Genomic DNA, 13,608 nt, shown 5'->3' on the forward strand with positions numbered 1-13,608 from the left:
ACCGTCAAATTCATTTTGTTGAGCTGCTAGATCCCCGACAACTTCTGCGAAGTCGGGGATCTGAACACCACTAACCTCTCAAAGGTCAACAAAAAAGTGATTCTGAATTCTGAATTCTGAATTCTTCTTCAATTGCTTCTCCCCGTGGTGGATAGCCCTTCTACTATCAAAGATGGAGTATAACAAGAACCATTCCAATCACCATCGTTGCCCAATGTTACCAATTGCTTCAGGGCTGTGTAGACATTACCTGCAACCATCGTATCTTTCACACGCCCAATTACGTGACCATTTTGGACGCGGTAACCTAAATCAACGTTGATCGAAAAATCTCCAGAAATACTGCCGCCACCACCCAGCATTTGATCCACAATTAAGCCATCATCTAGTTGTCTAATCAAATCTGGTAGTGATGCCGAACCTGGCTGGATGAGAAAATTAAATAAACCAGGGGTGGGATAGCTGCCTAAACCGGGGCGAAAACCATTTCCGGTGGTGTCAGTACCGAGTTGGCGTCCGGTGGTGCGATCGCCATAGAAGTGCTGTAAAACTCCATTTTGGATAAATACTAAAGATTGAGTCGGAGTGCCTTCATCATCGAAAGGACAACTATAAGGGCCAGCTTCCGGGTCTTGGTAGAGGGTGAGGCTGGGTGCAACTACTGCCTTACCCCGGTGTTCTGCCCAAGGGGAAGCTACTTCTAAGACTCGCTTGCCATTTAACGCTGCTTGCACAGTACCCCAAAGCATATCGGCAGCTTTAGAAGTGAACAAAACCGGGATGCGACCAGTCGGAGGTGAGATATTTTCTCTAGCCCAAATTAACCGTTGTAAAATTTGATTAGCTAATCTCTCCGGGTCGAGTCCACCCCGTTGAGTTTGTCCATCGGCAACATTCAAAAAATCATCGCCACGTACCCATTCTGCGGATACATAACAGCTGAGGGTAGTGTCAGTATAGTGACAATCTAAACCTTTGGTATTGACTAGTCTAGTGGTTTCTATATCACATTCCCAGTCACCATTGCAGACAATATCGGGATAGGAATCACGGATGAGTGCGATCGCTTCTTTGCCCCAATCTACCAAAACCTCTATAGGCACACTTTCCCCTAAATCTGGGTAGGAGGGCTGAAAGTTAGAGCCTAATTCTACTGGTTCCGGTTGATTAAGTTGACTTAGTGCCAGAGCTTTTTCCACCATGACATCGGCCGTGACAAAACCGTAAGCCACCGTGAGTCCCGGACGCCCGTTTCGCCAAAGCCGTAGTGCTGTACCTTCAGATTGGTTGGTTTCTAGCTGTTTGAGTCGGTTTGCCTCAAAAAACACTGGACGAGAAAGCGATCGCGACTGATACACCTCAGCTGCTTCTGCTCCAGATTTTATAGCTAGTTCCAGCAGCTGTTCTGCTAGTGTATCTTGTGACAAATTTTCAGAACCCATGACCCTTAGTGAATTGTGGATTTTGAACCGCATATCAACGCTGTCCAAGAAAGTCCGAATCGCCAAAAGCCGATGATTAGACTTTCCGCTGATAAACGCAGATAACCATCCAAAAATCATCAGCATGTTTCAGCAGTTGCGTTGAAACCACAGATCAACACTGATGGACGCAGTTAATTATCCCAAATCATTGCCATGTCTCAACGTTTCTAGTCATTAGTCATTGGTCATTGGTAATTGGGCATTGAAAAGAGGCAGAGGGGCGGGGTGCGGGGGGCGGAGGGGAAAATTCTTCTCCCTTGCTCCCTGCTCCCTGCCCTCTTGCTTCTTCCCCAGTCCCCAATCCCCATATTCAAAGATTAACCTCTTGCAACAGCCAAAAACCAGCAAAAGATTGGGCTTTGGGATCAGACTGGACACCGATAAAATGCACTCCGTTAGCTTTTTGCTTGGCTTCTTCAAAACCTTTGGCTTCTGCTAAAATTTGAGGTTTTTTGATATTTGCTACAATCCAGCTTTCAGTCACACCGGTTTCTAAAAGTAATCTTGCCTCTTCACTGGTATCAAATCTTAAGAAAGCCAATTCCAAACCAGACATCCAACCTGCCAAGGGCAACGCTCTTGGTGAGAAAATTAAAATACCAGGAATACGGGCTTCGGGTGACACTTGCACCAACTCTAAAGGGAAAGCTTCACCAAAGCCAATTTCCCATTCTGGCATTTCTGCTAAATCCGCAGCATCTAAGGTGACAAATACCCACTGCTGTCCTTCCAAAGCATCTGGTAAACGTTGTGGCAAAGGTTTCTCTAAGCGGACTGAGGGATTAGTTCCCCCTTGATAGCCTGGTTCTTGGGGATAGACTTCCTTCAGCCGGTGTTCTAACCATTGGTTGAGAACTAAAGTCCGGCGGCTAGGCTGGGCGGGAATGCCCAAATCTTGGCAGGCTTTAGTAATCATATTGTTCATTTGGCGGCGGAAAAAGCGGATTTTAATTGGTGCTTTTCCAGCTTGATTAATAGCCTCTTGCAATGCTGTCCGCAACCAGCCCGAATTTACCTGGGTACTGGGACAATATTGAGCATAACGAAACAAAGAATCTGCTTTTGCGCCGATATCCAAGGGGCTTTCGCAGACTAAGACTTCCCAAACTTTTTTTTGGTTAGCGTCCAAAATCGGACGAGAGTAAAAATCGATTTCCCAAATACTGCCCATGTTTTGCGGTAAAAAGCTGGCTGTTATGTTTTCCTGATATGTTGATCATACGAGTCTTGGGGCAGCATTTGGCATTGGGAATTGGGAATAGGGATTAGGGATTGGGGATTGGGGAGTGGGTGATGAACGTTTGAATTCCGCCTTGCTGTACTAGTAGTAATTCACACTTCAGATAGCTGTTGAGAAAATATTTGCAGCTTAAACTAGCAATTGACTCAAAAATTCTTGAAGAAGGTAGATATGCAAACCAAACAGCTTGGTAATTCAGAGCTTCACATTACCCCAATTGGCTTTGGTGCCTGGGCAATTGGTGGAGGTGGATGGGCTTTTGGTTGGGGAACGCAGGACGATCGGGAATCCATTGAAGCGATCAATCGCGCTCTCGACCTCGGCGTTAATTGGATTGACACCGCAGCTATTTACGGTCTGGGACATTCGGAAGAGGTTGTTGCTAAGGCGCTCAAAGGTCGATCTAGTCGCCCCTACATTTTCACGAAATGCTCAATGATTTGGGATGAAAAGGGCGAAATTGGTCGCAGCTTGAAGGCGGATTCTGTGCGGCAGGAGGTTGAAGCCAGTCTGCGCCGACTTGACATTGAAACCATTGATCTCTACCAGATCCACTGGCCCAACCCTGACTCAGACATTGAAGAAGGCTGGACAACTTTGGCAAAACTCAAGGATGAGGGAAAGGTTCGCTATATCGGGGTTTCAAATTTCAATGTAGAACAGTTGAAGCGTATTCAGAAAATTGCCCCAGTTACGTCATTGCAACCGCCTTATTCTCTGGTGAAGCGCGATGTCGAAAAGGAAATTCTGCCTTTTGCCAAGGAAAATAATATCGGCGTGATTGTGTATTCACCGATGCAGTCTGGCTTGCTCACAGGAGCGATTACACCTGAACGGGTTGCTAATTTCCCAGATGATGATTGGCGCAAGAATAGTAGTGAATTTCAGGAGCCACGCCTATCTCGTAACCTGAAGCTGGTGGAGGTGTTGCAACATATTGGTCAACAAAACGATCGATCGCCAGGTGAAGTAGCGATCGCTTGGACTTTAAACAATCCGGCGGTGACAGCTGCGATCGTTGGCGGACGCAATTCCAAGCAGGTGGAAGGAATCATCGGTGCTGGGGAATTTCGCCTCAATCAGCAGGAATTAGATAAGATTACTGATTTCTTGCGCGAGAATCCCTAAAATATCTTATATTATAAACCCCACAGCTTGATCTGTGGGGTTATTCATAATTTTATTCTGCAAACCCAAAAAGTTTTTTCACTTTGTCGCTACGCCAATAATATGAGGACTAACAATCGGCAATTTTGCATCAAATCGCTCATAATTTACACTAGAAAAACCAGCATTTTCTAAAGCTATCCAAGTTTCTCTATCTGGATGACAACCATCACCGATTACTTTCCAAATCGGACTAATTCTGTTTTGCAGTTGTCGCAATAAACTTCCTTGAGGTGCAGCGACATGTTCAATAAATAAGAAGCGTCCACCTGGTTTCAGTACTCTTAAAATTGCCTGTAATGTATAGTCTATATTCGGCACTGAACACAAAACTAATGTACTAACAACAGTATCAATGCTGTTATCTTCTGCATCTAACCATTCAGCATTACCAATGCGGAGGTCGATGTTTAAATTAAGTTTTTCTGCATGTTTTTTGAGATATGAATGGGTATGTGGATTTGGCTCAATTCCTATCCAGTGGATATCTTTAGGGTAGTAGGGTAAATTAGGGGCTGTTCCTGGGACAATTTCTAATACTTTACCTTGGAGATTCGCAAAAAGAGAACGTTTGCGATCGCCGATAATTTCATCATACGTGCCGCTACTTTTCGCCATCATCCAGGCAAAAAAACGCTTACCAAAATTGCCATAAATCTGATTTGGTGAATCTCCCATAATTTGGTTTACAGTCATCATCTACTTCCTAAATTTTGAGTCTATAAATTGCTGTACCAAGCAACCATTTCTAGCCTCAAGGTACTATATTTTGTATTTTTTATGCCTCACCCATTAGATTCACCTAATAGGGTGATTCGGATTAACTTTAGATACTTTAAAAGATATTTATGCTCCATCTAAAGATAATAAAGAGCGTTCCGCAATTGGGAACGCTCTATTTTTGTAAATTCTGTTAAGATAGTATGGATTTAAATTGAAAATTGCTTGTTACTAAGATCAAGCATGGAGATTTGCTTGTTCTTGCAACCAAGGATCTACAGGTTGTCCATCTTTACGGCGTAATTCAATTTCCACTACCATCACTTCTTTGGAACCAGGAGGCGCAGGTTTTTTATGGAAGATAATGTCATAATCTTCTGGATTATGTTTGCGTTCTTTTAACCATTCCTGTACCTTGGTTGTGGCAAAAAATGATTGCCCTTGTTCAAACATTCGGGTAATCTGCAATTGCAGTGTATAAGGATTGATGCGACCCATTTTTTACCGCCTTTGTTAAGTTAATTTTCGGATGAGTAATCTGCTTACCCTAGATAATCTAACGCTAGTGCCAATTGGTTTTTGTCCTCTTTGGCAGTAAATACAACTTAAGTAATGTTATAATAGTAATCCCAAAAATGACTACACTCCACTACGGAAGTTGTATGTACAATAAGGTACGAAGAAACAAATTAGTTAAGGATTGTTCAGCATTTCTCATTGCCTCTACAACATTTCACTACTTAATTCTGTTATAGATTGAAAAGAGGCACGCCGCTTCAAAAACTGACCAACAGACTGAGATGGTTGTTATGAAGAGCAAAAATCAAGCTGTTTTCGCTTTAATTGTCAAAAGCACTATTGTTTTTTTACCCTTACTGTTATCCGTTGGAATTGCCAGTGGACAATCTGCACCATCACCTAATCCAGCATTAACTCCTACTCCGGTGTTATCGAATCAGGAACGGGAAGAACTAGCACGACTACGAACGGAAAAGCGAATTCAACAGCAAGTCCAATCCGATCTTAATAGCGCTTTTAGCCGTACAACTATCTTATTTGATGTTTGGCTAGTTATATTGAGTCTATTTCCCATTGCAGTCTTGGCCTCGTTATGGCTTCTGCGACGAACGGTAATTCGTGAAATTGTTGATAGGGCAATGCAACAACTACAGGGAATGGAAAAATTACAAAATCAGCTTACCACCGTTAAAGAAGAGGCTGAAAATGTTATTCAAGAAGCTAAAAAAATAAACTATGAATTAGAACAGGAAACTATTGCTTTACAACAAAAAATTAAAAGTGAACAAGAGAATGTATCTATTCTTACATCTGAGCTAGATTTAGCTAAATCACAGGTATTAAGTAGATTAGAAGCTGAACTCAGCAAATCTCAAGAAAATATAGAAAATTTAGAGTCTAAATTTGCTTCTAGTCTATCTAATTTAGAGTTGGATTATCAACAAAAAAGAGATATAGCACTGGAGAATCTCGGAAAATTAGCATCTGTCATAGCAGAAGAACTAGCTGATTTAAAGTTAGGTGTGCAACAACAGCAAGAATTAGCTATTGCTGATTTAGAAGTATCAAAGTCTGAGTTTACATCTCAACTTTCTGGATGGCAGTCTGATGCTCAAAGGCAAACAGATATAGCTTTTGAAAACTTAAATAAATTTCAGTCAGAATTTGCTGGAAAATTATCTGAATTACAGGTAGATGCTCAAAAGCAAAAAGATATCACGCTGGAAAATTTAAGAATATTCGATAAAGAATTGAAGTTTCAATTATCTGAATTACAAATAGATGCTGTTGAGAAAAAAAATAAAATTGTTGATAATTTAGGGGCATTGCAGTCAGAGTTTGCGGTTCAGCTATCTGAGTTGCAAGTAGATGTTCAAAAGAGCAAAGAGCTAATCATTGAAAACTTAGAGAAATCTGGTTCTGAATTTACTTCGCAATTCTCAGAATTACAATGGAATGCTCAACAACAAAAGATTCTAATTTTGGAGAAGTTAGAAAGATTAGAAACTGAGTTTGTCTCTCAACTCTCTGAGTTACAGTTAGATGCTCAAGAAAGAAAGAATCTGATCCTTCAAGAATTAACTGAAGTTATACCTGAATCTATTCCAGAGGTGGTAAATTCTGAAGTTGAAAAAGAAATACAGGAACATCCACAACAACCAGAATTCACTGCTGATGAGTATGTAAAACAGGGAGATGCCTTGTTTTCTGTAAGGCGCTATGAAGATGCGATCGCAGCTTACAACCAAGCGGTTAAAATCCAAGCTAATGAACCTGTGGCTTGGTTAAAACGAGGGCTAACTCTCGGAAGGTTAAAACGCTACAAAGATGCAATTTCGTCCTACGATCGCGCTATTCAGATTCAACCAGATTATCATCAAGCTTGGTGCGATCGCGGCGTTGCTTTGGGAAACTTACAACAGCATCAGCAAGCCTTTGCCTCATTTGAGAAAGCTACACAAATCAAGCCTGATGATGCCGTTGCTTGGTTGAATTGCGGTCTTTCTCTAATAGCATTAGAACAATATGAAGAGGCAATAGTCTCCTTGGATAGAGCTTTAGAATTCCAACCAAATTCTCCCAAAATCTGGGATAAACGCGGTTATATTTTAGTGAGATTGGGACGCGATGATGAAGCGATCGCTAGTTTTGACAAAGCTTTAGAAATTAAGTCAGATTATGCCAGTGCCCATTACAACAAAGCAGCCTGTTACGCACTGCAAAGACAAGTTGAACGATCTCTGCTAACTCTACAACAAGCAATTGAACTCGATCCCAGGTATAAAGAAGACGCAGCAAGTGACCTAGATTTTGATGAGATTGCCGAGGATGAGCGCTTTAAGCTCTTAGTTACAGAATAAAAATCTAAAATGCATTGAGCATTAGTTATTCCGCTCTTGCTTCCCCTGCTCCCCTGCTCCCCTGCTCCTCTGCTCCTCTTCCCCCTTCCCCAGACATCGCTTTAAGTTTAGAGGTAAAAGAGTCAGAGCGATCGCTTGTTTCTGGAGTAAATTGCCCAATTGGGGCATGAATAGTAGCAGGTGGCAGCAGTTTTGGCTGTCGCTGATGATGGCTTAGTGATGGGGAAGGTGGGGGACTTTCTTGTGAAGTTTGCCTTTGGCTGACAGCAGATGCTAGCTGAAGGGTTGCCGAAGAGGCAAATTTCCCAGAAAGCGAAGACTTTAAAGCAGTTTTATTCTCTCTATCTTCCTGCTTCCCTTCTTCTTCAGCTAAAGATGCCTTTGGTTGGGAGCTTTTCAGTTGTAGAGTTGCAGTATTGCTGTATTGATAGCCGTTGCGAATCTTTGATGGTGGTAATTGAGGACTTGTCACTCTCTCTACAGTGGGATTTTTCTTCGCTGGCGCTAGGGCTGGTGTCGGCGGTGAGGTTAAGCTTTGGGGAAACTTACTACAAACCATACGTTCAAATTCCATATTGAAATGATATGTAGCCTGATCCCGGCGCTGCCAAAATACTAAAATTTGTTGCACAGAAACCGCTTTATAACGACCTTGATATAGTGCCTCAATCACTGCCAGGTGTAGCCAATTAAGTGGGTATTGCGTTTGCCAACGCTCAACTAGCTCATTGGCACTATATCCACTGAGATCAAAACTGTAGTTAATTAATAAGGCGATCGCCAAGTTGGCAGAAGTATCTGGAAGTGTTGTTAACATGGGGCTATTAGCTTTAGGCAATAGGTCTAAGATTTGTCACCCACTGCATATTAGCCTAACGTGCTTTTAACTACATGGTTTTTTTTCCACAAGTTACCAAAACGATAAGCAGTGTCCCCTATTTTACTTGTCAACTCCTAGAATGCAACCCTATATAGACTGATTTACAGAAATTTTCAATTATTTACACTACGAATGAGATGGGGATTGGGGATTGGGGACTTAGTGTACTTTAATTAGTTGAAAAGCTCTTTAATTGGCGGTGTTCGCCCGATGGCGACTAATGCCTGATAAACCATTGCTGCAACTTCGGCGCGTGTTGCTAAACGTGAAGATGCAAGGACTTTCGGATCTGGATAGTTGACAACTATTCCCCATCGTGTAGCAGTAGCAACGGCTTTTCGGGCATAGTTGGGAATGGTATGACGATCGCTATATACTTCCAAAATATCGCTATCAACAGCTGGTAGTCCCAGTCCATTCACTAGGGAGACAATTACCTGTAGCCGCTGCACATGTTGATCGGGGCGGAAAGTGCGATCGCTAAATCCGCCAACAAAGCCACTGCTAGCCGCAATTTGGATAGCGCTATAAGCCCAAAAATCCTTGGGTACATCCGTAAAATCAGGTGCTAGAATTTTGGAAAATGGGTTAAAGGCGATCGCCACCATATCTGCATACTGGGCGCGAGTCATGGGTTTATCTAGCTGGTAGCTACTATCAGCAAAAGCATGAGTTAAATTCATGCTCACTAATGCCTGAATAAATGGTTCTGCCCAATGTCCATCTAATTCGGGAGATGCGAAAATTTTTTGAGATGGGGATTGTGTAGGGGTATCAGAATAACTAGTGCTAACTGCTACTTGATTAATTTGGATCAATTCTACCAAGCCCTTGACTAGAGAAGAATTTAATTGATTACTTACGGAAACTAGTTTTTGTGTAGTAGCATTATATAAATCAAATTCATAATTATCACGAAAAATATTATTGGCGGGATCTTGGGTATTGCCTAAATCTGGGACTGCATTGCCATTGACTAATAAACCACCTTGGGTATTTTGAGCAATGAGATTTTGACGCATCACAGGTTGGGCATTACGAGAAAGTGCGATCGCTGTGCGATTTTCTGATAATTTATTATTGGCGATCGTCGGAGCCGCAAAATCACTAATTGCTATGCCTAAAGGGTTTCTTTGAAATACATTCCGCAGTACTTCTCCCTGGCTATGACCTGCCATCACTAAACCGCTAGCAGTATTTTGCACAAATATGTTATCTGAAATTGTGGGCTTGGCAGTACCAGTGGTAAACACACCTTCTCGCCCACAGTCACTCAAAGTATTGTTAGCTAAAGTAGGTACAGCCGATTCAATCCAGATACCAGTACCTCTGACTGAAGGATTGGTAACAGTTACACCTAAAATACAGGCATTATCTACTAAGAGCAGTGTAATATTTTGCATACCAAAGCTGGGACTTTGATGCTCACCACTCCCGTAAATTAAAATCCCTGCACCTTTTTTTGCTTCATTACCCACCACTGTCGTCCCTCCAGGGATGACCAATGGGAACACCTCACCACTAGCAGCGCTGTAATTTCCTGATTCCAGATGAATTATCGTCGGGATTTTGGTTAATTTTAAGGCACGGGTGAGGCTTTTAAACGGACTCAACCGTGAACCAGTATTGGTATCATTCCCTGTCAGAGGGTTGACATAGAGTGTGACAACGAGGGTAGAGTTCACCATTGATAGTTGAGAGTCAATTGTTTTAATTATGACAATCATAAGTAACACTACTTCTAGCAAACTTTTTCAAAGTAGTATCTTTGTGTGTAGAAAATATAGCGCTTCTCGAATGGATGCAATACATTTTGACCTCTCTCCTAAAAGGAGAGAGGCTTTGATGCTCACTCCCCTTCCCTCGCAGGGAAGGGGCTGGGGGTTAGGTCTGTATTTCACGCAATGGAGAACCGCTCAGAATGAGCAACAAAACACTTGTAGAGACGGCGATTTATCGCGTCTCGAAAACTCAAAATTGTTGCCAGTCGCCCTTAACCCAAGGGTATTGAAATATATCCACCTTATTTTTTCTTACAAGTGGATCGTGTGTACACACAAGTTATACCAATTCAAAAAATGTTTGCGACACATAAATCCCCTTCTGCCATCTGCCCTCTGCCTTTCTTCGGTAAATATAGCGTAGCTGACACTAGGGGCAAGATAGGCTGAAAGTATTACTGTATAGGCTTTTAAAATGTTAAAATCACTGCGGTTTTACTCGAATCTCAGAAATAACTGAAGTAGCAGGAAACTGTTCATACAGAGACTCTGCCAGTTTGGTATTCACTTTTTCAAATATTTTTTTAAACTTCACAGTTTCTTGAGGTGTTAATTCAAATTCAGCTAAATCAACAATTGCTTGGCCTTGAAGGATAACTACATCATTCAAGTCAGAAACTTCCACAGCTATTAAAATTTCCTCTACAGCTACTAAATCTTTAGAAGAATTATCCATAGTTAATCATTATGCTCACCAATATTCCTTATTAGGCATCAACTGACAATTAACTAAATCACTTACTAAATTAAATATACTTTGATCATGTTCGGTCTAGAATTTCTCGCACTTTAAAAATTACTAAATCTGGTTCAAAGGGTTTCTGAATGAATCCATCAATCTTTATAATATCAGATAATTTAATATCATTTTGATCAAAAGCTGTTACCAACAAAATAGGAAGGCAGTCAAATTTATTTGACTGTCTGATACGTCGAATAACTTCGTATCCATCTATTTCTGGCATGAACACATCTAGTATTAGCAAGTCAGGTAGTTTCGGGTCAGTTTCAATCTTGTTCAATACCTTTGTACCAGAATCAACGATTTCTATTTTACAACCCTCCGCTTGCAAAATCGCTTCAAGCAAAAAACAGTTATCAGCGACATCATCACAAATTAATATACGTCTGATAGAATTTACTATTGATTGAGACATTAAAACCCTCCAAATGTGTAACCGTGCTTAGAAAAGCAGCTAGTGGCACTTCGAGAGGAGCTACGAACTAGTCCCAATATGTCAAGAGGTGAGTTTCTTTTTTTAGTTGCAAGCTTAATAACTTACAACATTACGTAAGCTCATACAGATGCAATACGTTTTCATATTCTTAATATTAGACTGTAAACCTCAGCTTTAGAATGAATTTTACTATCTTGCACCTGGTGTCAGCTACGCTATATCTACGCCCAGAAGGAAGAAAATTTTAGTTATAGGGAACGCGTTACACATTTTCATCAAGGATTGTTCCTTCTATATTGGCTCCATCCAAATTTGCTCCGCTCAAATTAGTCTGGTTCAAATCTGCTTGAGTGAGATTTGCCTGAGATAAGTCAGCTACAGTTAAATCTGCACCACTTAAATCGGCTCCATCTAGATTAGCCGCTATCAAGCTTGCTTCGTGCAAATCTGCCTCACTCAAGTTAGTGTCAATCAGTTTCGCAACCGTCAAATCAGCGTGATTCAAATTAGCTCCTTCCATTGCTGCTCCATCCAAGATAGCTCCATCCAAAATTGCTCCACTTAGGTTGCTACCACTGAGATCCGCATTGCTTAAATCTGCTCCATTTAAATCTGTCTCAATCAAACTGGCGTGGCTTAGATTAGCGTGACTCAGATTAGCTCCATCTAAAATTGCTTTATCTAAAATTACACCACTGAGATCGGCTTCCCTTAAGTTGGCTTCGCTCAAGTTAACACCAGTAAAATCTCTGACACCTGCGGCATAGTTTTTCAGAAGTTGATCTGCTTTCATATTTGTCGCTATGCTAAAGAACATTTAATTGAGGCTATTAACTGAGGCTATCCAGACAGGCAGTAAATCTCCAGCACGCGCCATTGAAGATTTGTGTGGTGAATCAAACCAGAGTGAATATTGAATCAACTTTATCTAGATTAGCCATCCTTAACTACTAGCGCCACTACCTAGAGTTGTGAGTTACTTTCACACTTAAGACAGATGTTGAGAGATTTAAAATCTAAAATTCAGTAATGACAAAATCAAATAATTGATGGGCCATTTCTAATTTAGAACAAGGTGCAATTTCTAGCTGATTTCCTTGACTATCTAAAAATATCGCTTGATTATTATCGCTACCAAAACCACTATCAGGTTGATCGATGGGATTGGCAACGATCGCATCGAGTTTTTTATTCTGTAATTTTTCTAACGCTGGCTTGACAATATCCCCAGTTTGTGCAGCAAAACCAATTAATATTTGATGCGGCTGTTTATGTTGTGCTAACTGGGCGACTATATCCGGTACTGGTTCCAAGGGTAAGGCTTGGGGGAGCGATCGCTTGGGCAATTTTTCTGTACTATAATCTCGTGGCTTCACATCTGCCACGGCTGCCGACATCACAATGACATCAGCATTGGGTAAATATTCGACCATAACCTGCTGCATTTGCTCGGCACTAATGACAGGAATTGCTTGTACTCCCAATGGTACATCCCAATTAGCTGGGCCATGTACCAAGGTGACACTTGCCCCTCGATGAAGTGCCGCTTGCGCTAAAGCTAATCCCATTTTACCTGTGGAAGGATTACCAATAAACCTCACTGGGTCAAGATACTCTCGCGTTCCTCCAGCGCTAATTAAGACTTGTTTACCGACTAAATCTCGTTTGCCTTGAGTGTGTAATAACGATTGGACGTGAGCGAATATTTCTGGAGGTTCTGCTAATCTACCAGCACCGACGCGATCGCACGCTAATAATCCTGATGCTGTACCCATTCCATGATATCGGCTATCGATCAATAGCTGTTGCCAATTCCGCTGCACCGATTGCTGTTCCCACATATCCGTATTCATTGCGGGTGCTAACAGTACGGGACAAGTAGAAGCCAGCACGGTATTTGTGAGTAAATTATCCGCCATCCCGTAGGCTAACTTGGCTAATGTATTGGCTGTTAAAGGGGCAATTACCATCACATCAGCCCATTCACCCAACTCAATATGCAGCGGACGAGAGTGAGTTGCTTGCCAAAAATCATCATCTGTGTAGGCGGGATGACGAGATAGGGTGGCTATTGTCAGAGGCGTGATAAATTTTTGTGCCGAATGGGTGAGGATGACTCGGACTTCCACCCCAGTTTTAAACAGTCTCGAAACCAGTTCACAAATTTTGTAGGCGGCGATACCGCCACCTACACCAATTAGAACCCTGTTCAATTTTGGATTAGTCATGGTAAAAATTTAGGAGTAAGTAGTAACTTAGGAGCAAGTAGTTACTGAATA

Annotated in this window: 12 protein-coding genes; 2 read left to right on the forward strand and 10 right to left on the reverse strand. The window is 41.7% G+C overall.

Annotated elements, in window-relative coordinates; translation table 11 throughout:
* Positions 1–128: 128 nt before the first annotated feature.
* Together V7L07_RS10605 and V7L07_RS10610 are read right to left on the reverse strand one after the other, a co-directional pair.
* Positions 129–1,442 (reverse strand): TldD/PmbA family protein, encoded by a 1,314-nt coding sequence (locus tag V7L07_RS10605; RefSeq protein ID WP_335057902.1) that lies wholly within the window; start codon positions 1,440–1,442, stop codon positions 129–131.
* A gap of 352 nt (positions 1,443–1,794) precedes the next feature.
* Positions 1,795–2,655, reverse strand: a complete 861-nt coding sequence (locus V7L07_RS10610; RefSeq protein WP_335057541.1) for a Tab2/Atab2 family RNA-binding protein — start codon at positions 2,653–2,655, stop codon at positions 1,795–1,797.
* 240 nt (positions 2,656–2,895) lie between these two features.
* Between V7L07_RS10610 and V7L07_RS10615 the strand changes: the two genes are divergently transcribed.
* The gene (locus V7L07_RS10615) at positions 2,896–3,852 is read left to right on the forward strand and encodes an aldo/keto reductase (RefSeq protein ID WP_335057543.1); all 957 of its coding nucleotides are present in this window, start codon (positions 2,896–2,898) and stop codon (positions 3,850–3,852) included.
* Between the two features lie 78 nt (positions 3,853–3,930).
* Here V7L07_RS10615 and V7L07_RS10620 read toward each other — a convergent pair whose 3' ends face one another.
* Entirely contained in the window at positions 3,931–4,590 is a 660-nt protein-coding gene (locus V7L07_RS10620) for a class I SAM-dependent methyltransferase (protein WP_335057545.1), read from the reverse strand.
* Between the two features lie 258 nt (positions 4,591–4,848).
* Entirely contained in the window at positions 4,849–5,109 is a 261-nt protein-coding gene (locus tag V7L07_RS10625) for a hypothetical protein (protein WP_194043036.1), read from the reverse strand.
* Between the two features lie 311 nt (positions 5,110–5,420).
* Between V7L07_RS10625 and V7L07_RS10630 the strand changes: the two genes are divergently transcribed.
* Positions 5,421–7,490, forward strand: a complete 2,070-nt coding sequence (locus tag V7L07_RS10630) for a tetratricopeptide repeat protein (RefSeq protein WP_335057547.1) — start codon at positions 5,421–5,423, stop codon at positions 7,488–7,490.
* A 25-nt stretch (positions 7,491–7,515) separates the two neighbouring features.
* Here the strand turns inward: V7L07_RS10630 and V7L07_RS10635 are convergent, their stop codons facing one another.
* From V7L07_RS10635 to coaBC, 6 genes are all read right to left on the reverse strand, one after another.
* A complete protein-coding gene (locus V7L07_RS10635; protein WP_335057549.1) occupies positions 7,516–8,307 on the reverse strand; it encodes a hypothetical protein in 792 nt (263 codons plus the stop codon).
* A gap of 236 nt (positions 8,308–8,543) precedes the next feature.
* Complete coding sequence (locus tag V7L07_RS10640; protein ID WP_335057905.1) at positions 8,544–10,058, reverse strand: DUF1565 domain-containing protein; 1,515 nt, start codon at positions 10,056–10,058, stop codon at positions 8,544–8,546.
* Between the two features lie 517 nt (positions 10,059–10,575).
* Positions 10,576–10,827 (reverse strand): hypothetical protein, encoded by a 252-nt coding sequence (locus V7L07_RS10645; RefSeq protein WP_335057551.1) that lies wholly within the window; start codon positions 10,825–10,827, stop codon positions 10,576–10,578.
* Positions 10,828–10,912: 85 nt separating this feature from the next.
* Positions 10,913–11,308: a response regulator gene (locus V7L07_RS10650; RefSeq protein ID WP_335057553.1), complete on the reverse strand. Its 396-nt coding sequence runs from the start codon at positions 11,306–11,308 to the stop codon at positions 10,913–10,915.
* Positions 11,309–11,591: 283 nt separating this feature from the next.
* On the reverse strand, positions 11,592–12,122 hold the full coding sequence (locus tag V7L07_RS10655) for a pentapeptide repeat-containing protein (RefSeq protein WP_335057555.1): 531 nt from the start codon (positions 12,120–12,122) through the stop codon (positions 11,592–11,594).
* A gap of 223 nt (positions 12,123–12,345) precedes the next feature.
* Positions 12,346–13,557, reverse strand: coding sequence for a bifunctional phosphopantothenoylcysteine decarboxylase/phosphopantothenate--cysteine ligase CoaBC (coaBC, locus tag V7L07_RS10660; RefSeq protein WP_335057557.1), 1,212 nt, complete (start codon positions 13,555–13,557; stop codon positions 12,346–12,348).
* Positions 13,558–13,608 lie beyond the last annotated feature (51 nt).

Source organism: Nostoc sp., from assembly GCF_036916985.1.
Taxonomy (GTDB): Bacteria; Cyanobacteriota; Cyanobacteriia; order Cyanobacteriales; family Nostocaceae; genus Nostoc.

Bases quoted from the DNA above. Each gene is read 5' to 3' on its own strand.
- V7L07_RS10605 (WP_335057902.1), bottom strand. From the start codon at position 1,442: ATGGGTTCTGAAAATTTGTCACAAGATACACTAGCAGAACAGCTGCTG.
- V7L07_RS10610 (WP_335057541.1), bottom strand. From the start codon at position 2,655: ATGGGCAGTATTTGGGAAATCGATTTTTACTCTCGTCCGATTTTGGAC.
- V7L07_RS10615 (WP_335057543.1), top strand. From the start codon at position 2,896: ATGCAAACCAAACAGCTTGGTAATTCAGAGCTTCACATTACCCCAATT.
- V7L07_RS10620 (WP_335057545.1), bottom strand. From the start codon at position 4,590: ATGATGACTGTAAACCAAATTATGGGAGATTCACCAAATCAGATTTAT.
- V7L07_RS10625 (WP_194043036.1), bottom strand. From the start codon at position 5,109: ATGGGTCGCATCAATCCTTATACACTGCAATTGCAGATTACCCGAATG.
- V7L07_RS10630 (WP_335057547.1), top strand. From the start codon at position 5,421: ATGAAGAGCAAAAATCAAGCTGTTTTCGCTTTAATTGTCAAAAGCACT.
- V7L07_RS10635 (WP_335057549.1), bottom strand. From the start codon at position 8,307: ATGTTAACAACACTTCCAGATACTTCTGCCAACTTGGCGATCGCCTTA.
- V7L07_RS10640 (WP_335057905.1), bottom strand. From the start codon at position 10,058: ATGGTGAACTCTACCCTCGTTGTCACACTCTATGTCAACCCTCTGACA.
- V7L07_RS10645 (WP_335057551.1), bottom strand. From the start codon at position 10,827: ATGGATAATTCTTCTAAAGATTTAGTAGCTGTAGAGGAAATTTTAATA.
- V7L07_RS10650 (WP_335057553.1), bottom strand. From the start codon at position 11,308: ATGTCTCAATCAATAGTAAATTCTATCAGACGTATATTAATTTGTGAT.
- V7L07_RS10655 (WP_335057555.1), bottom strand. From the start codon at position 12,122: ATGAAAGCAGATCAACTTCTGAAAAACTATGCCGCAGGTGTCAGAGAT.
- coaBC (WP_335057557.1), bottom strand. From the start codon at position 13,557: ATGACTAATCCAAAATTGAACAGGGTTCTAATTGGTGTAGGTGGCGGT.